The following is a 24,886-nucleotide window of genomic DNA, read 5'->3' as shown; positions in this document are numbered from 1 at the left end:
CCGCGTGCCGCCTCCCATCCCCCACCCTCCAGCTAACGAAGGACTCTCCCCATGACTACCGCCCTCGTCAACGGCCGGGTACTCACCGACAACGGGTTCCAGAGCGGCTTCGCCGTGCTGGTGGACGGCGGCACCATCGCCGGCCTCGCCCTGCCCTCCGATCCGCGCGTGCGTGCCGCCGAGCGTGTCGACCTGGGCGGGCGCACGCTGCTGCCGGGCTTCATCGATTGCCAGGTCAACGGCGGCGGCGGCGTGCTCTTCAACGACACGCCCACCGTCGATGCGATCCGCGCCATCGGCCAGGCGCATGCGCGGTTCGGCACCACGGGATTCCTGCCCACGCTGATCAGCGACGACGCGGCCGTGATGGCCAGGGCGATCGACGCGGTGAACGACGCCGTGGCCCAGGGCGTGCCGGGGGTGCTCGGCATCCATCTGGAAGGCCCGTTCATCGCACCCGAGCGCAAGGGCGTGCACGACCCGGCGAAGTTCCGCATCGCCGATGCCGACGACATCGCCATGGTGGCGCGTCGCCACGGCGGCGTGACCCTGCTCACCCTCGCCCCGGAACGGGCCAGCGACGACGTGCTGCGCCAGCTGGTCGACCACGGGGTGATCGTCTGCGCCGGCCATACCGCCGCCGATTACGACACCACGCGTAACGCGCTCTCGCTGGGCGTGCGCGGCTTCACGCACCTGTTCAACGCGATGACGCCGTTCACCAGCCGCGAACCCGGCGTGGTCGGCGCAGCGCTGGAAGACGCGACGAGCTGGTGCGGGTTGATCGTGGACGGCCACCACGTGCACCCGGCATCGTTGCGCGTCGCCATCGCGGCCAAGGCGAAGGAGAAGATGATCCTCGTCACCGACGCGATGCCGCCGGTGGGTTCGGACAACCCGAACTTCGTGCTCAAGGGCGAGACCATTACCGCGCGCGACGGCGTCTGCCAGACCGCGGACGGTACGCTGGCCGGCTCGGCCCTCGACATGGCGAGCGCGGTGCGCAACACCGTCGACCTCGTCGGCGTCGCGCTGGACGAGGCCTCGCGCATGGCCTCGACCTACCCTGCCGCGTTCCTCGGCCTGGGTGCCACGCACGGTCGCATCGCCGCCGGCTGCCGCGCCGACTTCGTCGTGGTGGACGACACGCTGCAGGTGTCCGAGACGTGGATCGGCGGACAGCAGGTGTTCGTCGCCCGCTAGGCGCCCGCCCCTGCGGGAAGCGGGCAAGGTGCCGGGCTCCCCGGACGTCCGTGAAGAACCCCAAAAAGCCGGCGACTCCGCGCCGGCTCGATACAGGGAGAGGGTGGGCCGCCCGGATACGCTGCCCGGGCGGCCTGGGTCGATCAGAGCGAGAAGTCGTACCTCACGCCGAAGCGGAAATAACGCGGTGCCTGGAAGGCGATGGGACGGCGGTAATCCGGATTCGCCGCCGGCTGCCCGTTGGCGTCGACCGTATCCAGTTCGCCGGTATCGACCTGGCCGACGACGCGCTGCTTGCCGGCCACGTTGAACACCGCCGCCGTGAAGGCCAACGGCTGCTCCGCGCCCGCCCACATGGGACGGTATTCGGCGTTGAGATCGAGACTCCACGTCCACGGCAGGCGACCCCGCGAACCACGGGGTGCCGGGCGGAAGCCGCACTCGAAATACGACGCGCCGTACTGGATCGCATCGACCGGATCCTGGCCCAGGCAGTTCTTCGGCCGTCCCGTCGCCACCGCGAGGTTGCCGCCGATCAGCCATTCGGGCGTGGCCTGCCAGTAGCCGTATGCCTTCAACTGGTGCGTGCGGTCGTTGGGCAGCGGACCGTTCGAATACTGCATGATTTCCGGCGCGTCCCAATCCTGCGTCACCGACGGGTCGAGCTGGCCGATGTCGGACTTCAGCTGGCCCTCGGAGTTGCCGTAGCTGCGCGAGAAGGTGTAATCGACGCGACCGTACCATTGGTTGGCGAGCTGGTGTTCGAGGTAGAGCTCCAGCGAGTAGTACTTGCGCTTGAGGTCCGGGAACGCCACGCCCTCGGGCGAGGTGAAGTCTTCCTTGGTGAGGCGGAACGGCACCAGGGTGCCGTTGCCGTCCACGTCGACGTTGAAGGTGTTCGACTTGCCCGGATTGAACAGGTAGCAGCCGGGAATGGACGCGTTGGTGATGTCGATGCCGTTGCGCGCGGCGTATTTCTCGAACGGACGGCTGTCGCAGAAGTCGTCGATCGAGCTCTTCAGCTTGCGGTAGGTCGCCTTGGCGCCGAAGCTCCAGTCGGCACCCAGCGCCTTGTCGAAGCCCAGGATGTACTCGTCCTGGTAATACGCGTCGATGCCCACCGCGGCGATCGTCCTGGGATTGAGCGGCGTGCCGTCCTCGCCGTTGAGATACGCGCGCGTGCCGATCTGCTGCGCCCCGAGCGGTTCGCCGGTGTTCGGGTCCACGCCGGTAAAGGTGTAGTACTCCGAGTAGTAGGTCGACGCCGACGCACCGCGAATGGCCACGTTCGACGGAATCGCCAGGTGGTAACGACCGGCGTTGGCGTAGAGCTTGAACGTCGAATCGCCGAACACGTCCCACGTGACGCCCAGTCGCGGGGCGAGTTGGTGGCGCTGGGCCACGTAGGTCTGGCCGTCGCCGTTGATGTTCTTGAACTGCTCGTTGCGCAAGCCGATGGAGGCCATCCAGCGATCGGTGATCTGCCACTTGTCTTCGATGAACTGAGCTTCCTGCTCCACCTTCACGTTGGCGCCCGTCTGGAACAGGCGCTTCTGCGCGAAGTACTGCACGCCCGGCGGCACGACGATGCCTCGACTGGGGATCGCACCGGCGGCGGCGTAGATCCAGCGATAGCCGCCCTCGTAGACGTTGCCGGAGTAGGACTCGAGCGTCTGGTTGTCGACGCCAGCGCGCAGGTCGTGATCGCCGACGTGGTATTCGACGTCCAGGCGCCAGCCCTTGGTCTTGTCTTTCGCGCCCTGGCCGAGCACGGTGCCGTTGACCAGACCGCAGCCGACGATCTTCTCGCCCACCGGGATACCCTGGCGGTTGTCGAGGATCCATGGGCAGTTGGGCGAACCGGCGTAATCGAGGTTGCGCTGGTGCCGCGTGTTGCTGCGGCCATAGAGCGCGTTCACCGTGAGTTCGTCGGTGAGGTAGCCGGTGTACTTGCCGATGTAGACGTCGCCGCCCGGCGCGGAACCCGCGCCCGCGTCGAAGTTCTTGAGGTTGTCGGTGCCCAGGTACTGCGCACGCGTACCCGTGGCGTAGTCGTACGCGTAGACGCTGCGCTCGATGTTCGACTTGTCGCCCAGGCCCGTCACTTCGAGCAGGTGGTTGTCGGTGATGTTCCAGTCGATCTTGGCCAGCCACTTGGTGGCCTTGGATGCCTGGTGGGTGCGTTGCGCGGTGACGCTGTTGGACGTGCTGTTGAGGTTGGAGCGGGTGAAGTCGGAGGCGGCGAACAGGAACAGCTTGTCCTTGATCAGCGGGCCGCTGAGGTACCCGGTGTACTGCGTGTCGCCGGAGCGATTCTCCTCCCGGAACTGGTAGAGCTCGCCGTTGGTACGGTAGATGTTCTTCGGCTTCTGGCGCAGGCCCTTGGGCGTGACGTAAAGGCCGACGCCGGCCTTCCATTCGTTGCCGCCGCGCTTGGTCACGATGTTGATCACGCCGCCGGTGGAGCGGCCGTATTCGGCGCCGTAGCCGCCGGTGTAGATCTGCTGCTGGTCGATCGCATCGAACGGCAGGCTGGTGAAACCCAGGCCGGTCAGCGCGTTGGTGACCGAATAGCCGTTGATGTAGTACTGGTTTTCCGACGCCGACGAACCGCCGAACGAGGCCACGTTGCCATAGCGCGAATCGCCCGATACCACGCCCGGGGCAAGCAGCGCCGCGGCGGTGACGTCGCGGGCGAGGGGAATCTTCTGAAGTTGCTGCGAGGTGAGCACCGTACGCGAGTCGACGGACGAGACGTCGATCGCCGGCAGCGCGTTGCCGGTGACCTGCACGCCTTCGAGCGTCTGCGCCTGGGCGCTGCCGGCGGCCGCGCCCGCGAACGAGACGTCGATGCCGCCGCCGATGTTCACCTGCACGTTGTCGCGGCTCTCCACGACCTGGCCGCCGCGTTGCAGCGTCACCTTGTAGCGGCCGATCGGCAACGACGGCACGCGGTAGCGACCCTCGGCGTCCACGCCGGTATCGCGGGCGAAGCCGGTGTCGAGGTTTTCCAGGCGCACCGTGGCGCCCTCCGGTTGCGCGACGCGGCCGAAAACGACGCCGGACGCATTGGACTGGGCCATGACCGACCCGCTGGCGAAGCACAGGGCCAGCGCGAGGCACAGGGTGGAGCGACGCGGCGCGCGGCCGCCGGAATGGCACATCTGCATGGTGTGGTGTCTCCCCGAATTGAACCGCCAAAGGGCCCGTCCGCGGCTCGGCCGGGCCCAACGTTCAAACGCGATGTCGCCACGCCCGACCGGATCCCCCGGGTCGACCGCCCCCTGTCGGCGCAAGAACTTGCGCCCGGCGACATCGATGACCAACTACCCGCAAAAGATTGCGAATGTCAAGCGATCGTTAGAAATTCGTGACTTGGCGCCCGTCCGTGGCTAAAGTGGCGCCCGTTCGGGTGTCCCGGCCGGCGTTCGGCCGACGGGATGAAACGGGAAGCCGGTGCGCCGCCAATGCGGCAAGGCCGGCACTGCCCCCGCAACGGTATGCGCCGCGAGGTCCCCTGGGTCCTCCGCCGCCGGCCGACGCCACTGTCCTTGAGGATGGGAAGGTGCCGGCGGCGAGCCATCGTCGATGGCCGGCGCGAGTCCGGAGACCGGCCCGCGCGAACGTCCGCCTGAGAAGCCTCTCAGATGCGGCCGTTTTCTTATTCGGACGATTCGCGGCGGGCGGATCCGGACCGCCCGCGGCCCCGGTCGTGCGCGTCGTTCGTCTTCCCGTCGCGACGTCCATCGCAGCGTGACGAGGACCCGTTTCATGAAGAAGACCCTGCTCGCGACGGCCCTGCTGTCGTCCATCGCCTCCGCGCACGCGGCCGACGGCGTCGCCGGCGACCGGCTCGATCCGGTCGTGGTGACCGCCAATCGCGCGCCCACCCCGCTCGACGAGGTGCTCGCCCCGGTGACCGTGATCTCGCGCGAGGACATCGACCGCCTGCAACCGACCAGCGTCCAGGACCTGCTCACCGGCCTGCCCGGCGTGGTCATGGCGAACACGGGCGGTATCGGCCAGCAGACGTCGCTCTTCATGCGCGGCACCAACAGCGCGCACACCCTGGTGCTGGTCGACGGCGTCCGTGTGGGCACCGTCGGCGCCGGCCTGCCCGCCTACGAACAGCTCCCGGTGGAACAGATCGACCACATCGAAATCGTGCGTGGCCCGCGCTCGAGCCTCTACGGCTCGGATGCGATCGGCGGCGTGATCCAGATCTTCACCCGTCACGGCGAGGCGGGGCAGCCGCCGGCACCGACCGTGTCGGTCGGCACGGGTAGCCACGGATACACCCAGGGCCAGGTCGGCGTCTCCGGGGGCACCACGCACGGCTGGTACAACGCCAGCCTCGGCGGCCAGTACACGGCCGGCATCAACGCGTGCCGCATCGGCGCGGCGCAGGGGTCCAAGGGCTGCTTCACCGACGAACCGGACGACGACGCCTACCGCACCTATAACGGCGCGCTGGCCGGCGGCTATCGCTGGGACGACGGCACGGAACTGACCGGCACCTGGATGCGCAGCAAGGGCACCATCGAATACGACGGCGATTTCCAGAACCTCACCCGGCGGTCGCAACAGGTGGCCGGTGCGAAGCTCGGCGTCGACGTGATGGCCGGCTGGCGCATGTCGCTGGCCCTGGGCCAGAACCAGGACCGGGCCGACAATTACCTCAACGGCCTGGGCAAGACGGTGCGCGATCCGGTGACGTTCGCGCCGATCGTCACCGACCCGGACAGGTATCGCGTCGGTTACCTCTACTCGCGGCGCAATCAGGCCTCGTGGCAGAACGACGTCGCGCTCGCCCCGGGCCAGACCCTCAGCGCCGGCGTCGACCTGCAGCAGGAGCGCCTGCGCAGCGACACCGATTACCTGAAGGACCGGCGTGACAACACGGGCGTGTTCGCACTCTACCAGGGCGTGTTCGGCCCGCATGAGATCCAGCTGTCGGCCCGCCACGACCACAACGACCAGTTCGGCAACCACACCACCGGCTCCGCCGCCTATGGGTTTGCGTTCGGCCAGGGCCTGAAGGTCACGGCCTCGTACGGCAGCGCCTTCCACGCGCCGACCTTCAACGACGAGTATTACCCCTATGGCGCACCGGTCGATCTCAAGCCGGAAACCTCGCGCACCGCGGAGATCGGCCTGTCGGCCCACCAGGGGATATGGCACTGGGCGGTCAACGCGTACCAGACCAAGGTCGACGACCTGATCGCGTTCGATGCCGCGTTCCTGCCGGTCAACGTCAGCCAGGCACGCATCCGCGGCCTCGAAGGCCAGGTCGGCGCGGACGTGGACGGCTGGCACCTGCGCGGCTACGCGACCCTGCAGCAGCCGAAGAACCGCGACGCCGGCGTGCAACACGACAACCTGCTGGCCCGTCGCCCCGAGCGGACCGCCCGCGTGGACATCGACAAGGACCTGGGGGCGTTCACCCTCGGCGGTTCGGTCTACGCGGCAGGCTACAGCTACGACGACGCGGCCAACACGACGCGCCTGGGCGGCTACGCCACCGCCGACCTGCGTGGCACCTGGCACCTGGACAGCGCCTGGAGCGTGCAGGGCCGCGTCGCCAACCTCGCCGACAAGCGCTACGAGACCGCCGCCTACTACAACCAGCTTGGCCGCACCTACTACCTGACCGTCCGCTTCACCCCCACGGCCAGGTAGTCCCCGCGCGACGGGTCAGCCCCCTGCCTTCCGGCAGGGGCCTGACCATAGGCACACGCGGGACGAGGGCGCCGGAGGGCATAAAATCCCCCGACGCGGGGACGGTTCCCCGCGATCACAGGGAGTCACGTGAACCTCTTCGCCCCCTTCATCCGCCGGCCGATCGGCACCTCGCTGCTGGCAGCGGGGCTGCTGCTGGCCGGCGCGCTGGCCTATCGCCTGCTCGGCGTGGCCGCGCTGCCGTCGATCGACGTGCCGGCCGTGGCGGTGTTCGCGCAGTTGCCGGGCGCCAACGCGCAGACGATGGCGTCCACGGTCATCGCCCCCCTGGAACGCCACCTCGGGCGCATCCCCGGCGTGGACCAGATGTACTCCAGCAGCAACGATTCCAGCGGCTTCGTGCGCGTGCGATTCAGCATGGACCGCAACACCGACGCCGCCGCCCGCGACGTGCAGGCCGCCATCAACGCCTCGTTGGCCGATCTGCCACCGATGCCGGCGCCGCCGCAATACTTCAAGTTCGACACCAGCCAGATTCCCGTGCTGCTGGTGACGCTCACGTCGAAGACGATGCCCCCCGACCGGTTGTTCGACCTGGTCGACACGCAAATCAAGCCCGCGGTGGCGCAGATTCCCGGTGTGGCCCGTGTGCAGGTGTTCGGCGGCACGCCGCACGCCGTTCGCATCGAGCTGGACACCCGCGCGCTGGCCGCCAAGGGGCTGACCGCCAACGACGTCGGCAACGCGCTGCGCGCGGCCAACGTCACCTCGCCCCAGGGCGTGCTGAGCGACGGCCGCACGCAAATGACCGTCATCGCCAACGACAGCCTGCACACGCCGGAGGAGTTCGCCCGCATCCTCGTCGCGTCCAAGAGCGGCACGCCGGTGCGGCTGTCGGACATCGCCAGGGTGTACAGCGGCCAGCAGGATCAATACCAGGCCGCCTGGTTCCAGGGGCAACGCTCGGTCACCATGCAGATGAGCCGCCGCCCCGAGGCGAACGCGATCGCCACGGCCGAGGCCATCCGGGCGGCGCTGCCGCGCTTCCACGGCATGCTGCCGGCCGACGTGGAGATCACCCCGATCTTCGACCTCACGCAGACCACGCAGTCGGCTCTGCACGAGGTGAAGGTCGCCCTGCTCATCAGCATCGTGATGGTCGTGCTGGTGATGCTCGTGTTCCTGCGCCGCCTGGGCCCCACCCTCATCGCCACGCTAAGCGTGCCGCTGTCGCTGGCCGGTGCCTTCGTGGTGATGTGGACGCTCGGCTACACGCTCAACACGCTGTCGCTGATGGCCCTGGTGCTGTGCATCGGCTTCGTCGTCGACGATGCGATCGTGGTCATCGAAAACATCGTGCGCCACATGGAGAACGGCAGCGGCCCGATGCCGGCCTCGCTGGAAGGCGTACGCGAGATCGGCTTCACCGTGATCTCGATCACCCTGTCGCTGGTGGCGGTGTTCGCGCCCCTGCTCTTCGGCAACAGCCTCATCACCAAGCTGCTGCGTGAGTTCTCGGTGACGCTCGCGGCCGCGGTGCTGATCTCGGCCGTGGTGTCGCTCACCCTCACCCCCGCGCTGTGCGCGTATTACCTCAAGCACGACGCCCCCGATCGCCAGCCCGGCCGCCTGGAACAGCGGCTGGAGCGTTTCGACCGGGGCTTCCTGCGTCTCTACCAGCGCGGCCTCGACTGGGCCATGCGCCATCGCCGCCTGATGCGCTGGCAGCCGCTGATCCTGCTTATCGCCACGTTCGTGCTCGGCTTCGCGGTGGTGAAGACCGCCGGCGGCAACTTCATGCCCGACGAAGACACCGGCATGCTCCAGGTGGAGGTCACCGCCGATGCGAACATTTCGCCGCAGGTGCTTACCACGCGCCTGCGGCGCGTGGCCGACATCATGCAGCATGACGCCACGGTGGCCGACGTCACGGCGATCCTGGGCGGCGACAGCGGCGGCTCGGTAGGCAGCCAGGGCACCATGTTCGTCGACCTCAAGCCCAAGGGCAGCGGGCCCGGCGAACGCCGCGAGTCGCTCAAGTCGATCGTCGAGCGGCTGGGCAAGGAGTACGACAAGCTCCCCGACGTGCAGGTGTTCATGACGCCCATCCAGTTCCTCGGTGGCGGTGGCGGCAACACCAATCGCGGGCAGTATTCGTTCCAGCTCATCAGCACCAGCGGCGAAGACCTGCAGCCCTGGACGTTGAAACTGGTGCGCCACTTGCGCTCCCTGAAAGCATTTCGCGACGTCGGCAGCGACTTCGACGTGGTCGGCAAGCAGCAGATGATCGAGGTCGATCGCAACGCCGCCGGCCGTCTCCACGTGACGCTGGGCCAGATCGACACCGCTCTTTACGGCGCGTTCGGGCAGAGCCAGATCTCGGTGATCTATTCGGACATCAACCAGTACTGGGTGGTGCTCACCGCCGCCGCCGCGGAAACCCTCAGCGCCGATGCGCTGCTCAACACCTACATCAAGAGCGGCACGGGCAAGATGGTGCCGCTGTCGGCGGTGGCGAAGATCCAGCCGCGCGCCGCGCCCACCTCGGTCACCCACCAGAACCAGCTCGAATCGGCCGACATCACCTACAACCTCGCCCCGAAGATCACTCCCGACAAGGCCACGCCGATGGTGGAGGAAGCGATCCGCGCCATCCACCTGCCCCCGGGCATCCGCATGGACGTCACCGGCACCAACCAGCGCATCCGCGACGCGCAGTCCAACGGCATGGTGCTGCTGGTCGGTGCGATCCTCGCGGTGTACATCGTGCTGGGCGTGCTTTACGAGAGCCTGATCCACCCGCTGACCATTCTCTCCACGCTGCCCGCCGCCGGTTGCGGCGCGTTCCTGGCGATGCTGGTGACGCAGACCCAGCTCACCCTCATGGCGATCATTTCGGTGCTGCTGCTGATCGGCATCGTGAAGAAGAACGCGATCCTGATGGTCGACTTCGCGCTGGTCGCCGAGCGCGAACACGGCATGTCGCCCGTGGAGGCGATCCGCCAGGCGGCGCTGGTACGCTTCCGTCCGATCACGATGACGACGCTGGTCGCGATGGGCGCGGCACTGCCGCTGGCGATCGGCTTCGGCGTGGGCTCGGAGATGCGCCGGCCGCTGGGCATCGCGATCGTCGGCGGCCTGCTCGTGTCGCAGTTGCTGACGCTGCTCAGCACGCCGGCCATCTACCTGTTCAACCACGACCGCAAGGAACGCAAGGCCCGGCGCAAGCGCCGGCGCATGCTGCGCCGACGCTACAAGCGCTGGATGGCGATCCGCAAGGCCGCGAAGAAACCACGCTAAAGACGACAAGGGCACCCGCGGGTGCCCTTGTCGCATCACGCCGCCGCGCTGGCCGGCATCATCGTCGCCCGCCTCCAGCGGCCGCTGTGGTAGTACACCGCCGCGATGCCGAGCGACACGACCGAGCTGACGGGAAAGCTCCACCAGATCGCGTCCGCGCCCCAGCTCGGCTCGAGCAGCAGCGCGAAGGGATAGCGCACGCCCCACATCGACACCGCGAGCGCGACCAGCGGCATCATCACCGCGCCGGTGGCGCGGACCACGCCGAAGAGCACGAACGTCACGCCGAACAGCAGGTAGGACCACACCACCACGGCGTTCAGATGGCGGGCGATGCCCAGCGCGGTGCTGTCCGAGCCCAGGAAGATCGCGGCGGCGCCGCCGGCGAACGCGTAGACGACCAGCACCAGCACGCCGGTCAGGCCGAGGCTGGCGAGGATACCGACGCGGCCGACGGTCGCCACGCGATCCCAGCGCTTCGCCCCGACGTTCTGCGCCACCATCGACGAGACCGCCATGCCCACCGCGAAAGCCGGCATCTGGATGTAGTTCCACAATTGCACGGCCGCCCCGTAGGCCGCCGTGGTCTGCGAGCCGTGGCCGTTCACCAGCGACATCATGATGATCGCCGACGAGGTGATCACCAGCATCTGCGCCCCCATCGGCAGGCCCTTGAGCACCAGCGCCTTGAGGATGGCGGGCTCCGGCAGCAGCAGGCGCGCGTCGGCCGCGCGCAGGCAGAGGAAGTGCTTGCGGGCGTACATCCACGCGACGAGGCCGCCCAGCGACAGGCCCTGCGCGATCAGGGTCGCGACCGCCGAGCCGGCGATGCCCAGCGAAGGCACCGGTCCCGCGCCGAAGATGAAGAGCGGGTTGAGCGCGATGTCGAGCACCACCGACACGATCATGAAGGCGAACGGCGTGCGCGAGTCGCCCGCGCCACGCAGCACCATCATCAGGAAGGTGTAGAGGTACATGAAGGGCAGGGCGAGAAAGATGATGCGCAGGTAGTCGATGGCGTAGGGACGCGCATCGGCGGGCGTGCCCATCGCGTGGAGCAACGCCGGCGTGGCGAAATACCCCGCGACGGATACCACCAGGGACACCGTCATGAAGAAGCTCAGCCCGGTGCCGACGATACGGCGCGCCGCGTCGACATCGCGCGCGCCCAGCGCCTGCCCGACGAGGATGGTGGTCGCGATGCCGATGCCCAGCACCAGGCCGAGCAGGAAGAACAGCACCAGCGTCGCGTTGGCGGTGGCGGCGAACGCCGCTTCGCCGAGGTAACGGCCCACCCACATCACGTTGATCGAAGCGTTGAGCGACTGCAGGACATTGGTGCCCAGCATCGGCAGGGCGAAGAGCAGCAGGGTGCGCGTGATCGGTCCCTCGACGAGGGCATGGTCGGCAGGGCGGTTCATTCGGCGGCGTCCACGCGCGCGGCAAGAAGGGCGACGTAATCTCGCACGTCGGCGGGCCAGTCGGCCATGCACGCGGCGAAGCCGGCGGCATCGTCACGGTGGAAGGCGCGCGAGGCGTCCTCGTAGCCGGGCAGGTCGCCCGCAAGGGCAAACATCACTCGATCGACCGCCTCGCGGCGCTGGCGCCGCCGATCGGCCGGTGCCTCGTCGCGGCTGGCCGTCTCGACCAGGCGGCGCAGCGCCACGGACGCGCCGCCCGGCTGCGCGGCGAGCCAGGCCCAATGGCGAGGCAGCAACGTTACCTCGCGGGCGACCACGCCCAGCCGGGGGCGCCCCGGCCCGCGCCGGGTGGGCTCCGGGGCGGGGACGTCATCCAGGCGCGCCAGCATGTCGTCCACGCTGCCGCGGTAATCCAGATCGCGCGGCGCACCGGTGGTGTCGTCGTAGATGATCGGTTGCGCCCCCGGTCGCGCGTCGAGCAGCACTTTGCACTGTTCGGCGACGCGCGGGAGCGACCCTGAGGCGATACGGCGGTGGCCGTCGAAAGCGGTATAGGTCGTCATGCGCGCATATTATCCGGGTCAAATAGAGATCGCAATACTACCCGGATCAAATGTCGTCGCGATGACGCTAGGGCGCGCCCCAGGCGTAGCTGTCCATCGCGAGCACGCCGTAGGTGATCCCGCCCTCGATCACCTGGGGCGTGTCACCGTCGGCCGCTCCCACCGCCACCAGCAAGGGCAGGTAATGCTCTTCGGTGGGATGGGCGCGAATCGCGCTGGGTGCGCGCTGCCGGTAGCCGAGCAGCGCGGCAACGTCTCCGGCCAGCACGGCGTCGCGGCTCCACGCGGCGAACGCGGCCGCGTAGTCGGCGTGGCCGCCATCGCGGCGGATCTCGTAGAGGTTGTGGGTGAGCGAGCCGGAACCGATCACCGCGACACCGCGCTCGCGCAGGCCGGCGAGCGCCTGGCCCAGGCGCAGCGCACCGGCCGTATCGAGGTTGTGCGGCATCGACACCTGGATCACCGGCACGTCCGCCTCGGGCCGCAGATAACGCAGCGGCACCCACGCGCCATGATCGAGGCCTCGCTCGTCGTCCACCATGGCCGCGAATCCGCGGTCGATCAACAGCGACACCGCTTCCGCAGCCAGTGCCGGGGCACCCGGGGCGGGGTAGGTCAACGCATAAAGCGGCGGCGGGAAGCCGCCGAAGTCGTGGATCGTCGCGGGGCGCGCGGCACCGGTGACCCGCACGCCGCAGGTCTGCCAGTGGGGCGACACCACGACGATGGCCGTGGCGTCGGCGAGGCGTGTTTCGCCCAACGCCGTCAGCCTCGAACCCAGCAGGCCGGGTTCGAGGGCGAAGGTGGGAGCACCGTGGGAGACGAAGATCGCGGGCGCGCGGGTCATGGGAAGGCACCGTGGGGGACACGCCCAATCTAGGTGTTCGTCCCCGTGCATGAAATCGCCACGGGGCGAACGGATCGGTGCACGACGGGAACAATGACCATCCGCAGTATCTTGCGCCGCGAAAACCCGCATGAGAATCTTAGGAATCGCTTACGTGCGTGCCGGGATACCCGTCCCGCCTTTGTCCCAGCGGGTCGGGAGGGACGAGGAACACCGCCATGATCATCTCCCTCCAGGGAGCTGCGCCGATCGCCGTGGGGCATCGTCGCCACGTCTACCAGCACCCGGACGATCCGGGCCTGCTGATCAAGGTGATGCGCGCCGACAACCGGCCACGTCACTGGTACCACGCGCCATGGTATCGCCGCCTCGCGCGCACGGGCCCCTACGCGACCTACATGCGCGAGTTCACCGAATGCCTGGCGTCGCGGCGCTATGCGAAGGAGCCATCGCCGCTGGTCCGTATCGTGGGCCTGGTGGATACGGATATCGGCCTGGGCCTGGTCGCCGAACGCGTGGTGGGCCGCGACGGTGGCCTTGCACCGTCGCTCGCGGCGATGGTCCGCGAGCAGGGGATGACGCCGGCCATCGCATCGCTGATCAACCGCCTGTTCGATGAGGTGCTTCGGCACTACGTGATCGTGAGCGACCTGCGCGCGGAGAACGTCGTGCATGGCACCGACTCGGCCGGTGGGCCGCGCCTGGTGATCGTCGACGGCTTCGGCCCGACGAACAGGCTGCCGCTGAACGGGGTGAGCCGGCGCTACGACGTCCGTCGCACGCGGCGCCAGTTCGACCGGCTGCGCGTGCAACTGGCGCAACTGGCGCGGCAGCGCGATCCCGTCGCGGTCACGGCACCGGCGCCGTCCGCGTCACGGGCCGGCTGACCTCAGGACGCCACGGGATCGGCGGGCGCCACCTGGGCGCCCAGTTCGTCCAGCGGCACCGGCCGGGAGAACAGCCATCCCTGCATGGCGGTGCAGCCCTCGGCCATCAGCCAGCGCCGCTGCCAGGGCGTCTCCACGCCTTCGGCGACCACCTCCAGGCGAAGGTTGCGGGCAAGGAACACGATCGAGCGGCAGATCGAGGCATCCACGTCCTCCTGCAGCAGGGCGGAGGTGAAGTGCCGGTCGATCTTGACCTTGTCCAGGGGCAGGCGCGACAGGTACATGAGGTTGGAATAGCCCGTGCCGAAGTCGTCCAGGGCAATGCTCACGCCCATCGCGCGCAGTTCGTGCAGGGTCTGGATGGCCCGTTCCGGCTCCTGCATGAACGCGCTCTCGGTCAGTTCCAGCTCGAGCGACGAGGCGGGGGCCCCGGTTTCCTCCAGCGCACGGCGCACCTCGGCGACGAGGTCCGCGTTCACCAGTTGCTGCGCGGAAATATTCACCGCGATACGGCAGTCGGGGCCGAGCAGCTCGGCGATGCGCCGCTGCTGCCGGCAGGCCTCGCGCAGCACCCACTGGCCGATCTGCACGATGGCGCCAGTTTCTTCCAGGAGCGGCACCAGGCGATCGGGCATGTCGAGGTCACCGGGCGCCGACGGCCAGCGCAGCAGGGCCTCGACACCGATCACCCGGCCGTCGTCGCCGGCGTGCTGCGTCTGCCAGACCAGCGCAAGCTCGTCGTCCAGGTGGGCGCCGGACAGGCGGCTGAGCACGGTGAGCCGCGCCATCGCGACGGCGTGCATATCGGGCGAGTAGCGTTTCCAGGTGTGCCGCCCCGAGCGCTTGGCGTCGTACATGGCCGTGTCGGCGTTGCGGATCAGGGTATCGGCGTCGGCGCCGTCCCGGGTCGCGAAGGCCACGCCGATGCTGCAGCGAAGGCGCTGCACCGTGCCGCCGACTTCCAGCGGTTCCTCGATGGCCGCCTGGATGCGCGGCAGCACCTGGAGGGCCTGGGCTACCGGCCCGGTGAAGGGCAGCATCGCCACGAACTCGTCGCCGCCGAACCGGCCGACATGCCCCTCGCCGAAGAGCGCATCACCCAGGCGCAGCGTGATGTCGCGCAGCACCTGGTCGCCGAGCGCGTGGCCCAGGGCGTCGTTGATGACCTTGAAGTGGTCGAGGTCGATGAACAGCACCATCAGCCCGGAATCGTCGAGGGCCGTGCGGGCGATCAGCCGTTGCAGGGTCTCGCGGAGCGAGCGGCGGTTCGGCAGGCCGGTGAGCTCGTCGTGGGTGGCCTGGTGGTTGAGCCGTTCTTCATAGCGCCGCTGTTCGGTCACGTCGCGCATGATCACCAGCGTGCCGCGGCTGCCGTCACGCACCTGCGACAGCGCCAGTTCGGCTTCGAACGGCATGCCCTCTTCGGGCTCCAGCCACGCGGTGATGTTGCCGCTCTCGCCCCCGCGGCCGATCGCCTCCAGGGTTTCACTGTCGAGGAAGTCGGCGGCGTCACGGCCCAGCAGGCTGCGGTCCTCGCGACCCAGGCGGCGTTCGGCGAACAGGTTGGCGTATTCGATGAGACCGTCGCGCACGATCACCAGCGGCAGCGGGACGCGGGCCAGCAGCTGGCGGTAGGCCGCCTCGCTCGCGGCCAGGTCGCGGTCGCTGTCGCGCAGGCGTAGCCGCGTCTCGTGCAGGGCCGTGATCTCGGTGATCGTACCGGTGAGGATCGACGCCCCTCCCTCGTCGGTGATGCGCGCGCCGCGCAGCACCACCTGCACCTCGCGCCCGTCGGGGCGGCAAAGGCGGTGTTCGACGTCGTAGGGGCCGTCGCCCTGCTCGAAGCGCCTCAGCCACGCGACCATCCCCGGCTGGTCCTCGGGATGGATCAGCTTGAAGTACGTGCCCTGACGCCCTTCCATGCGCTCGGGCGGAAAGCCGGTGATCTCGTGCACGTGGCCCGACCACGCGATGGTGCCGGTGCTCAGGTCGGCTTCCCATAGCCCGATGTGCCCCGTTCGCTGCACGTCGCCGAGGTGGCGGGTGGTGCGGCTGAGCGCCTCCACCAGGCGGACCTGGTGACGGTAGGCGCGGGTGAACACCCCCGCGCCGACGTTGAGCAGCACGATCAGCGCGAGACCGCCCAGCATCGAGGGCTGGGCCTGTCGCATCCATTCCTCGAACACCCCTGCCCGATCGACCGTCACCACCACCACGAAGGGGTAGCGCGCCGAAGCGACCCGGGCATGGAAGTGGTCTGAATCCTCGTCGGCCGGCGCGTGGCCTTCGTTGTTCCAGGCGTCGTGCCAGTGCGGGCTGATGCCCTCGCGGTTGGCGACGAACAACCGTCCCTCGGGCGAAAACACCGCGAGTGTTCCCCGCGCCAGCATCATGTGGGTCATGCCGTCGCGCACCCCGTCGGCGTCGATCAGGGTGCCGATCGCCGCGGGCTCGGCGGCCCGCGTCGCCACGAGCACGCGCATGCTCGGTGGCGTGGTGGTGCCGATCGCCACCCGGACCGTCGCGCCCAGCAGGGAAAGCGGCGGGGCGCGCATGGCCGGTGCCCAGTTGGCACCGGCGGTGCCGACGGCGGCGAGCACGCCCCCGCGCGCGTCGAGGGCGACGAATCCGGGCAACTCGGGATGGCGCGCCTGCACCTCGGCCAGGCGCTGGCGGAGAACGTCCGGGGCCGGGTCGTCCACCACGTTACGCAGGGCCAGCAGGGGGCCCAGGCTGGAGTCGATCTGCTGGTCGACCACGCGCACCAGCGCGTTGGCTGCGGCGCTGATCTGCTTGCGCTGCACGGCGACCATGCGCCGATAGCCATCGACCTGGAGCACCGCCACGAGAGCGATCACTCCGATCGAGACGATGGCCGACACACCCCACGCCGCCAGACGGATCTGCCGGGCGCGGGCGTTTCGTGCTCCTTCTGGCTTGCCCGCTCCCACCGTCGCGTCGACCCCGTGACACCCGCGTCTTCCCACGCCCACGCCGACCTCGACGCAGGTACCCGTGGATCGTTAACGGCAGAAACGACTGCGGCTGAACCCCCGTCCACGCACGCCCTGGCCAAGACACCCGCGGGCTCACACCTAACATGACAAGAATTTTCTGAAAGCCCCCCTTTATTCACGCGGGCTGAACACCATTTACCGAACGATTCAGTTCATAAAAACCCTCCCTCAAGGATTCCCGCTCCCATGCGCTCGTCCCGCCTCGCCTTCGGCGCCCTTGCCGCCCTTTCGCTCGCTGCCACGGCCGCGCCTGCCGCCGCCGCTCACCTGGAATTCCAGGGTGGCCGCAGCTACATGGACGACTACGGCACGCCGGCCTTTTTCGTTGAATCGGTGTTCGATCCGCAGCCCATGGGACAGAGCCGCTTCACTTGGTCGCCGGACGTGTCGATCGGCTATATCAAGGGGCGCGACGTGGGCCGTTATCGCGACTCCCATCCTGGCGTCACCAACAACGTCTGGGTGGGCGCCCTGGGCGCGCGATTCCATTACGGCAACGAAGGCGACTGGTATCGGCCGCTGTTCTTCAGCTTCCAGGTCGCGGGCACCGCGGGTGGGCGCACGCAGGCCCTGTCCAGCGGCTACGAGTTCGTGAGCACGCTCGGGTATCAATGGAAGAACGTGAGCTTCCAGATCCGCCACATCTCCAACGGCAGTTTCCAGGAGCCGAACCGCGGCGAGACGATGGCGCTGGTCGGCGTCGGCTTCGACATCTGATCGATCGCTGCGCCTGACGAAGCCCGGTCCTCGCGGCCGGGCTTCGTCGTTTCCGGCGACGCATGTCGTCCTTGTTTTTCAGAATTTTCCCATTCCGTAGGCGGCGTCCCGGCGGATACGTTGTGTGCTTTTCAAGGACACGACCGCCATGGACGCCCTCCGCGCCGATCGCTGGCATGCCCGGTTCGCCTGGGCGTTTCTTTTCGTCCTCGCGGTGCTGCTCCACCTCGACGCCGCCCTGATGGTGCTGGCCCGACGCACGGCCTGCCCCTATGGCCCGTGCCCGGCGTCGCTACCGATGACCGCGGTGCAGTGGCTGACGAGCGTGCCGCTGCTGGTCGCGCCGTCGCTGCGCCCGGCCGTCGATGCGCCGTCCTTCGCCTGGACCACCGCCTCTGTCCTCCTGATGGTGCTCAACTCGACGCTGGCGGTCGGCCTGGCCTTCGGCGGCGCCTGGCTGGCGAAGCGATGGCACGCGCGGCGTGCGGCGGCCCAGAAATAGTTTTCACGGATGAGCGCGCGCCATCCCAGCCATCGACCGTATAGCCCGGTGGATGGTTCGATCCCGAGCCGTGGCGCTGTCGCGACCTTGTAGTGCCAGAGCGCGGTGCACCTGGGCGGTGTCGCAGGAAGACCCTGGTGTCCACCCTTGAGGCGCGTTCCGCACAAGGAAGCGGCCGTTCCTTAAAAAAAACGCCCGGTGAGGTCACCGGGCGTTCGCTTCGCGCATCGGGTCGTGTCAGTGGCCTGACGCGGCCGGCCCGGCCTTGGCCGCAAACGGCGGCTTTGCCAGCCACACCACGAAGATCAGCGCCATGAAGACGAAACCGAGCAGGTGGAACACCTCGTTGAACGAGATCTGGTAACCCTGCTGCGTGATCTGCTGGTTGATGGCCGCGGCGGCGTAGGTCGGATCACCGTGCCCCATCACCGTCAGCGCCTGTTGCGCATCGGGATTGAACGGCGTGATGTTCTCGGCGAGGCGCTCGTGGTGCACGATGGCACGCCGATCCCACAGGAACGTGGTGAGGGAGGCCGCGAAGCTGCCGCCGAGCGTACGCAGAAACGTCGCCAGGCCGGAGCCTGCGGCGATCTCGCGCGGTTGCAGGTCGGACAACAGGATCGAAAGCACCGGCATGAAGAACAACGCCACGCCCAGGCCCTGGATCAGCTGCACGCCGGCCACGTGGTAGAAATCCACGTCGAGGTAGAAGTCCGAGCGCATGAAACAGGTGGCTCCCATCACGATGAACGCGCCCGAGGCCAGGATGCGCAGGTCGAACTTGTGCGCGTAGCGGCCAACGAAGGGCGTGAGGATCACCGGCAGGATGCCTAACGGCGCCGCCGCGAAACCCGCCCACGTGGAGGTGTAGCCCACGTTGCGCTGCAGCCACTGCGGCACGAGCAGGCCGATGGCGAAGAACGCCGCGTACGCCAGCACCAGGCACAACGTGCCCATGGCGAAGTTGCGGTGGCGGAAGAGCTTCAGGTTGACGATCGGGTCTTTGTCGGTGAGTTCCCAGATCAGGAACACGGCCAGGCCGATCGCCGCGACGATCGCCGTCACGATGATGAAGGGCGAATTGAACCAGTCTTCGTCGTTGCCCTTGTCGAGCACGACCTGCAGGGCGCCCACGCCGATCACGAGGGTGATCAGGCCGACGTAGTCCACGCGCGGCTTTTCGGTGACTTCCGGGCGTCCCTTCATCTGGTTGCTGACCACCATGCTGGCGAAGATGCCGATGGGCACGTTGATGAAGAAGATCCACGGCCACGTGTAGTTGTCGGTGATCCAGCCGCCCAGGATGGGACCGGCGATCGGCGCCACGACGGTGACCATCGCGAGCAGGGCGAGCGCCATGCCGCGTTTGGCCGGTGGGTAGATCGAGATCAGCAGCGACTGCGTGATCGGGTACATCGGGCCCGCGACCGCGCCCTGGATGGCGCGGAACAGGATCAGCATGCTCATGCTCTGCGCGATGCCGCACAGGAACGACGCGAGCGAGAACAGCAGCGTCGCCCAGACGAACAGCTTGGTTTCACCGAAACGGCGAGTGAGGAAGCCGGTCAGCGGCAGCGCGATCGCGTTGCTCACGGCGAACGAGGTGATGACCCACGTGCTCTGGTTGGAGCTGACGCCGAGGTTGCCCGCGATGGTCGGCAGGGAGACGTTCGCGATCGTGGTGTCCAGCACCTGCATGAAGGTCGCGAGCGACAGTCCGACCGTGGACAGCGCCAGATTGGGCGGTCGAAATTCGGTGCTCATGGAAAAACCCGGTGATGGAAGGGCGTGTCGGAAGAGCGACGGGGCGCGGCACGTGCCGCGCCCCGGTCGCGCGCTTACTTGGGCGCTTTTTCCTGCTCGCCGTCGCCGCCGGACGAGGCATTGTCGTGGATCACCTTGGCGATCTCGGCGTCGGCGCCGGCGAGACGGTTGGCGTACACGTCAGTGGAAAACTCCGGCTTGGCCGGCGGCTGCTGCGCGAGCAGCGGGCCGTTCTGGTCGTGCAGCGACACCGTCACCTTGGTCGACAGGCCCAGTCGCAGCGGTTTGTCGTCGAGCTGCTTGGGGTCGGTGAACACCACGCGCACCGGCACGCGCTGGACGATCTTGATCCAGTTGCCGGTGGCGTTCTGCGCGGGCAGGATCGAGAACGCGCTGCCGCTGCCGATGCCCAGGCTGCGGATCTTCGCCTTGTAGGTGATGCTGTCTCCGTAGACGTCGGCCGTGACGTCCACCGGCTGGCCGATGCGCATGTGCTGCATCTGCGTCTCCTTGAAGTTGGCGTCGACCCACACTTCATGCAGCGGCACCACGGCCATCAGCGCCGCGCCCGGCTGCACGCGCTGGCCCAGCTGCACGCTGCGCTTGGCGACGTAGCCGTCCACCGGCGCGAGGATCGACGTACGCGCTTCCTCGAGCATGGCGTTGCGCAGCTTTGCGGCGGCCGCACGCACATCCGGGTGCGATGCCACCACCGTATCGTCGACCAGCACCTTGCTGGTGCTGTAGCTCTGCTTCGCGGAGGCAAGACTGCTTTCGGCCGAGGTCAGGGTGTCCAGGGCGTGCGACAGCTCTTCGGCCGAGATGGCGCCGGTCTTGGCGAGGTCGCGGCGGCGGTTGTAGTCGGCGCGGGCGCGATCGACCGCGGTCTGGCGCACGGCGACGTCCGCCTGGGCCGAACTGACGTTGTTGTAGAGGCCACGCACGCGACGCACGGTGTTGGCCAGTTCGGCGCGGGCGCTTTCGACCTGGATCCTGGCATCGGCGTCGTCGAGCTTCACCAGCACGTCGCCCTGGTGCACGAGGTCGCCGTCGTCGGCGGTGATCGAGAGCACGGTGGCGGCGATCTGCGGCGTGATCTGCACGACATTGCCGTTGACGTAGGCATCGTCGGTGTCTTCGTACCAGCGGCCGTCGACGACATACCAGACGGTCCACGCGATCGCGGCCAGCACGATCACCACGACGAGGAGCTTGAGGAAGAACCCGCGACGGCTCTTCGGGGGCGGCGCGACGACGGCGCCGGCGGGGGCGGTGTTTTCTTGAGACATCGTTAGCTGCCTTGGATAACGGGAATCAGTGGGTGTCCGGGGTGGCCGAGGCGACCGGCGAGTCGCCCGCCTCGGGGCGGAAGCCGCCGCCGAGCGCCTGGATCAGTTGCACGGAGGTGTCGACCTGCTGGGCCTGCAGCGCGGCCAGGCGCTGTTCGGATTCGAGCAGCTGCTGGCGCACCACGAGTGAGTCGAGGTAGCTGCCGACACCGGCCTTGTAACGCTGCTGGGCGAGGTCGTACGCCTGCTGCGCGGCGTCACGGGCACGCTGCTGCGCCTGCAACTGCGCGCCGAGCGTGTCCAGCGCCGAGAGTTCATCGGCCACCTCGTTGAGCGCGCCGACCAGCACCTTGTTGTACTGGGCCACGGCGAGGTCGTACTCGGCGTCCTTGTTCGACAGGTTCGCGCGGAGACGGCCGCCGTCGAAGATCGGCAGGCTGAACGCCGGCAGCACCTGCCAGAAGCGGGCACGCGAGTTGAACAGGTTGGCGGACCCGCCCGCGACCTGGGCCGCGAGGATGCCGAGGCTGACGTTGGGCAGGAAGTCGGTCTTCGCCGAGGCGATGTCCTTGGACGCCGCCTCCACGCGCCAGCGCGCGGCCACCAGGTCGGCGCGGTGGCCGAGCAGGTCGGCCGGAAGGTTCGCCGGCACCGCCACGGCGGCCGGGCTCAGCGTCGTCGGACGCTGGATGTCGAGGCCACGATCGGGGCCCTTGCCCAGCAGCACGCTGAGCTGGCTGCGCGCGGCATCGATGGCCCGTTGCGCCACCGCCATCTCACGCTCGGCCGAAGCGACTTCGCTGTCGGACTGCTTGACCTGGATCTGGTTGTCGACACCCGCGGCAACACGTTGGCGGGTGAGGTCGCGCGACGCGCGGCTGCGGTCGAGTTCGGCCTTGGCCACGTCCATCTGGGTAAACGCATAGCCCAGTTGCACGTAGGCGCGGGCCACGTCGCTGGACAGTTCGATACGGGCCGCGCGTGCGTCGATCTCGGCGGCACGCTCGGCGCCGACCGCGGCTTCCCACGCGTCACGCTTGCCGCCCCACAGGTCGAGGTCCCAGCTGAAGTTGCCGTAGCCGTACTTGGTCCAGCTGAAGTGGTTGCCCAGCGGTGCGGGGAACAGCGAACCCGGCAGGTGCGCGCCGGCCACGCCGGCCCCGACGCTCGCGTTGGGTCCGCGCGCTGCGTCGGCCGCGCCGATCTGCGCCTGCGCCTGACGCACGCGCGCGTCGGCGGCGGCGAGATCGGGGTTGTTCTTCAGGGCTTCGTCGATCAGCCCGGCGAGCTGGCTGTCGCCCAGGCCGGTCCACCAGTCGGCCGCCGGCCAGTTGGCCGGGGACACGTTGGCCAGGCTGCGCTCCGCGTGGAGCGTGGACGGGTCGGTCAGCCTGCCTTGTGGTTCGAGCCCGCGGCTGGTCACGCAGCCGGAAAGGACCAATGCGGCCCCGACGGCCGCCACGAGGGTGTGCAGACGCATACGTTTTGCCTCAAACGTGGATGTTCAGTCTTTGTCGCGCAACGCGATGAGCACGCGCGCCAGGTAGTCGTGCAGTCGCTCGCGCTCCACCGGCGAAAGCCCCCGCTGCGCCCGCTCCAGCGTGGCGCTGCTGCTCTCGTTCAGATGTCGCCACAACGCCTCCCCGGCCTCGGTCAATTCGATACGGAGCGCGCGCCGGTCCTGTTCGTGCGGCTGGCGGCGCAGGTAGCCCTTGGCTTCGAGCTGGTCGAGCTGGCGGGTCATCGCGCCGCCGTCCAGGTCGACGGCGCGGGCCAGCTCCGTGGCGGTCATGGGGCCGTTGGCGGCCAGCCGCTTGAGCACGTGGAACTGCGTGAACTTCAGGTCCGCCCCGATCGACGCGAGGTCCGTCTCGATGGCGCGCACGATCTCGCCGCGCACCATGCCGATCAACGCGCCCAGGCTTTCCTGGCCGTCAGGCGAGGGGGAACAGAAGGAGTTCATGCCGCATATTCTATTGCCCCAATAATAGTTGTCAAGGCAAATATACGGACCATCAATAGTTCAGATGTCGAAGGTATTCAGGCCTCGTCGGCGAGCAAGGCGGCCATCGCCGGGTCGCGGACCTCGAACAGTTCGAACAGGCCCAACGCGCGCAGGGTCGGCAGCTGTGCCAGAAGACGCGGCTCAAGGCGCCGGACCTGCTCCTCCGGGGTGGTCGGGTCGAGCATCGCGTGCGCACAGGCCACGAACGTGACGAGGGCATCGCCCGCTTCGTGGTCTTCGGCGTAGCGGGAATGATCGGTGGTGACGAGGCGGATCATGGGGACCTCCGGCGTCGGTGCATCCGTGGCGTCCCGCGGGGACCGCAGCGGCATGCGTTTACTTGGGGAAGCAAATGTTAGCCATGGAAGCTAAAGGCCTGATAACGTTATTGGGCCAACCTATGTCGAGAATGAGCCAAATGTGGGATGAGAGACTGCATCGTATGGTGGAAAGCGCCGACGGTCCGCCGGTCATCTGCTACCGGGCCAAGGGCGAGCTTCCCCTCAAGGAAACCGAGTGGCACAGCCATGTGCGGGGCCAGTTCCACTACGTCGAAGAAGGCGTGTTCGTGACCCGGACGGAGCGAGGGTCGTGGCTGCTGCCGCCCCGGCGCGCCGGCTGGATGCCGCCGGGCGAGATGCACACCGTCAGCATCGCCGGCCCCAGCCTGGCGATGGCCGTGTTCGTCGCGCCCTGCATCGCGCACATGCTTCCGGACAAGCCATGCGTGTTCGGCGTGGACGACCTGCTTCGCGAACTCCTCAAACGCGCGGCGAGCTGGCCACTCGACAGCGAGCCCACGCCGGAGCGGCAACGCCTGCTCGACGTGCTGCTCGACGAGATGCGTCGGGCGCCGGAGGAAGAACTGCACCTGCCGATGCCCGTGGATCGCCGCCTGCGCCGGGTGGCCATGGCCATGGCCGAGTCGCCCGAAGACACGCGCAGCATCGACGAGTGGGCCAGCTGGGCCGGTATGTCCACGCGCAACCTCACCCGGCTGTTCCGCGAGGAGACGCGCTGGAGCGTGGCGCAGTGGCGCCAGCAGGCGCGCTTGACCCGGGCACTGGAACGCCTCGCCACGGGCGAGCCGGTGGCCGCCGTGGCCGATGGCCTGGGCTATGCGTCGCCGAGCGCCTTCGTGGCGATGTTCCGCAAGGCCTTCGGCGACTCCCCGGGCCGTTACCTCGCCCGACAGGCCGCGACCTGAGCAGAAAAAGCGGCACCGCCGGCCGTCATGTACCGTCGGTGCCGCGACGGCCAACCGGGCCGTCGAAAGCGTCGTGCCGCGAGGAATCACTCCATGGCGGTGCCGCCGCCCGCACGGGCCATCGTCGGCTTGCACATCCATAGCGACTCGAACGTCGCCGCCCGGCCCGTGTCGCGCTCCACCACATCGACGGCCACGCGGCCGTGCGTCCACGCGCCGTACGCTCCCGGCGAGCCGGCGTCGTAGCACGAGCGTGCGCGGTGGTACGCACCGTTCTGCGGGTGGGTCATGGCCGCCTCCTCGGCGCGGCACTGGGCCATCGCCTCGGCGTAGGTGGGCATGCGCTGCGAACCGCTGACGAAGTGCTCTTCGCCGCAGTCGATCACCGCCGCGAACGCGGGTGTGAACAGGCACGCCGAGACGATCAGGCCCGTGAGCCTCGGCATGCGCCGGAACGAGTCGTGATGCGATTCCACCGTCTGCGC

General features: G+C 68.4%; 18 protein-coding genes and 1 riboswitch. Of the genes, 7 read left to right on the top strand and 11 right to left on the bottom strand.

The annotated features are described in order from the left end of the window. Positions 1–51: 51 nt before the first annotated feature. The gene (gene nagA / locus PI246_RS15785) at positions 52–1,203 is read left to right on the top strand and encodes an N-acetylglucosamine-6-phosphate deacetylase (RefSeq protein WP_320552274.1); all 1,152 of its coding nucleotides are present in this window, start codon (positions 52–54) and stop codon (positions 1,201–1,203) included. 143 nt (positions 1,204–1,346) lie between these two features. Here the strand turns inward: nagA and PI246_RS15780 are convergent, their stop codons facing one another. Beyond that, complete coding sequence (locus tag PI246_RS15780) at positions 1,347–4,373, bottom strand: TonB-dependent receptor (RefSeq protein WP_320552273.1); 3,027 nt, start codon at positions 4,371–4,373, stop codon at positions 1,347–1,349. A 223-nt stretch (positions 4,374–4,596) separates the two neighbouring features. Then, a riboswitch (cobalamin riboswitch) is annotated at positions 4,597–4,836 on the top strand. 138 nt (positions 4,837–4,974) lie between these two features. On the opposite strand from PI246_RS15780, the gene PI246_RS15775 reads away from it, so the two are divergent. Both PI246_RS15775 and PI246_RS15770 read left to right on the top strand, forming a co-directional pair. Beyond that, the gene (locus PI246_RS15775) at positions 4,975–6,882 is read left to right on the top strand and encodes a TonB-dependent receptor domain-containing protein (RefSeq protein ID WP_320552272.1); all 1,908 of its coding nucleotides are present in this window, start codon (positions 4,975–4,977) and stop codon (positions 6,880–6,882) included. 129 nt (positions 6,883–7,011) lie between these two features. After that, positions 7,012–10,182, top strand: a complete 3,171-nt coding sequence (locus tag PI246_RS15770) for an efflux RND transporter permease subunit (protein WP_320552271.1) — start codon at positions 7,012–7,014, stop codon at positions 10,180–10,182. Positions 10,183–10,217: 35 nt separating this feature from the next. Here PI246_RS15770 and PI246_RS15765 read toward each other — a convergent pair whose 3' ends face one another. From PI246_RS15765 to PI246_RS15755, 3 genes are all read right to left on the bottom strand, one after another. Further along, entirely contained in the window at positions 10,218–11,603 is a 1,386-nt protein-coding gene (locus PI246_RS15765) for an MATE family efflux transporter (RefSeq protein ID WP_320552270.1), read from the bottom strand. After that, positions 11,600–12,166 (bottom strand): DUF2239 family protein, encoded by a 567-nt coding sequence (locus PI246_RS15760; RefSeq protein WP_320552269.1) that lies wholly within the window; start codon positions 12,164–12,166, stop codon positions 11,600–11,602. Before PI246_RS15760 ends, PI246_RS15765 begins: the two co-directional genes overlap by 4 nt. A gap of 67 nt (positions 12,167–12,233) precedes the next feature. Further along, positions 12,234–13,013 (bottom strand): dioxygenase family protein, encoded by a 780-nt coding sequence (locus PI246_RS15755; protein ID WP_320552268.1) that lies wholly within the window; start codon positions 13,011–13,013, stop codon positions 12,234–12,236. Between the two features lie 218 nt (positions 13,014–13,231). Here PI246_RS15755 and PI246_RS15750 point away from each other — a divergent pair, with 218 nt between their 5' ends. Then, positions 13,232–13,900: a YrbL family protein gene (locus tag PI246_RS15750; RefSeq protein ID WP_320552267.1), complete on the top strand. Its 669-nt coding sequence runs from the start codon at positions 13,232–13,234 to the stop codon at positions 13,898–13,900. Positions 13,901–13,902: 2 nt separating this feature from the next. Here PI246_RS15750 and PI246_RS15745 read toward each other — a convergent pair whose 3' ends face one another. After that, positions 13,903–16,782 (bottom strand): EAL domain-containing protein, encoded by a 2,880-nt coding sequence (locus PI246_RS15745; protein WP_320552266.1) that lies wholly within the window; start codon positions 16,780–16,782, stop codon positions 13,903–13,905. 321 nt (positions 16,783–17,103) lie between these two features. Here PI246_RS15745 and PI246_RS15740 point away from each other — a divergent pair, with 321 nt between their 5' ends. Together PI246_RS15740 and PI246_RS15735 are read left to right on the top strand one after the other, a co-directional pair. Next, the gene (locus tag PI246_RS15740) at positions 17,104–17,634 is read left to right on the top strand and encodes an acyloxyacyl hydrolase (RefSeq protein WP_320552265.1); all 531 of its coding nucleotides are present in this window, start codon (positions 17,104–17,106) and stop codon (positions 17,632–17,634) included. Between the two features lie 148 nt (positions 17,635–17,782). Next, entirely contained in the window at positions 17,783–18,136 is a 354-nt protein-coding gene (locus tag PI246_RS15735; RefSeq protein WP_320552264.1) for a hypothetical protein, read from the top strand. Between the two features lie 237 nt (positions 18,137–18,373). On the opposite strand, the gene PI246_RS15730 is transcribed toward PI246_RS15735, so the two are convergent. The 5 genes from PI246_RS15730 to PI246_RS15710 form a co-directional block, all read right to left on the bottom strand. Then, positions 18,374–19,900 (bottom strand): DHA2 family efflux MFS transporter permease subunit, encoded by a 1,527-nt coding sequence (locus tag PI246_RS15730; RefSeq protein ID WP_320552263.1) that lies wholly within the window; start codon positions 19,898–19,900, stop codon positions 18,374–18,376. A 74-nt stretch (positions 19,901–19,974) separates the two neighbouring features. Further along, positions 19,975–21,189 (bottom strand): HlyD family efflux transporter periplasmic adaptor subunit, encoded by a 1,215-nt coding sequence (locus tag PI246_RS15725; RefSeq protein WP_320552262.1) that lies wholly within the window; start codon positions 21,187–21,189, stop codon positions 19,975–19,977. A gap of 25 nt (positions 21,190–21,214) precedes the next feature. Beyond that, positions 21,215–22,669, bottom strand: a complete 1,455-nt coding sequence (locus PI246_RS15720) for an efflux transporter outer membrane subunit (RefSeq protein ID WP_320552261.1) — start codon at positions 22,667–22,669, stop codon at positions 21,215–21,217. A gap of 24 nt (positions 22,670–22,693) precedes the next feature. Then, positions 22,694–23,152 (bottom strand): MarR family winged helix-turn-helix transcriptional regulator, encoded by a 459-nt coding sequence (locus PI246_RS15715; protein WP_320552260.1) that lies wholly within the window; start codon positions 23,150–23,152, stop codon positions 22,694–22,696. Between the two features lie 77 nt (positions 23,153–23,229). Further along, positions 23,230–23,472 carry a hypothetical protein gene (locus PI246_RS15710; RefSeq protein ID WP_320552259.1) on the bottom strand — a complete coding sequence of 81 codons (243 nt, stop codon included), beginning with the start codon at positions 23,470–23,472 and terminating at the stop codon, positions 23,230–23,232. A gap of 140 nt (positions 23,473–23,612) precedes the next feature. On the opposite strand from PI246_RS15710, the gene PI246_RS15705 reads away from it, so the two are divergent. Next, positions 23,613–24,401 (top strand): helix-turn-helix domain-containing protein, encoded by a 789-nt coding sequence (locus PI246_RS15705; RefSeq protein ID WP_320552258.1) that lies wholly within the window; start codon positions 23,613–23,615, stop codon positions 24,399–24,401. Between the two features lie 86 nt (positions 24,402–24,487). Here PI246_RS15705 and PI246_RS15700 read toward each other — a convergent pair whose 3' ends face one another. After that, a complete protein-coding gene (locus PI246_RS15700; protein WP_320552257.1) occupies positions 24,488–24,877 on the bottom strand; it encodes a hypothetical protein in 390 nt (129 codons plus the stop codon). Positions 24,878–24,886 lie beyond the last annotated feature (9 nt).

Source organism: Luteibacter sahnii (assembly GCF_034063545.1).
Taxonomy (GTDB): Bacteria; Pseudomonadota; Gammaproteobacteria; order Xanthomonadales; family Rhodanobacteraceae; genus Luteibacter; species Luteibacter sahnii.
Note: the sequence above shows the minus strand (reverse complement) of the source record. Positions and strands in the feature narration are given on the sequence as shown.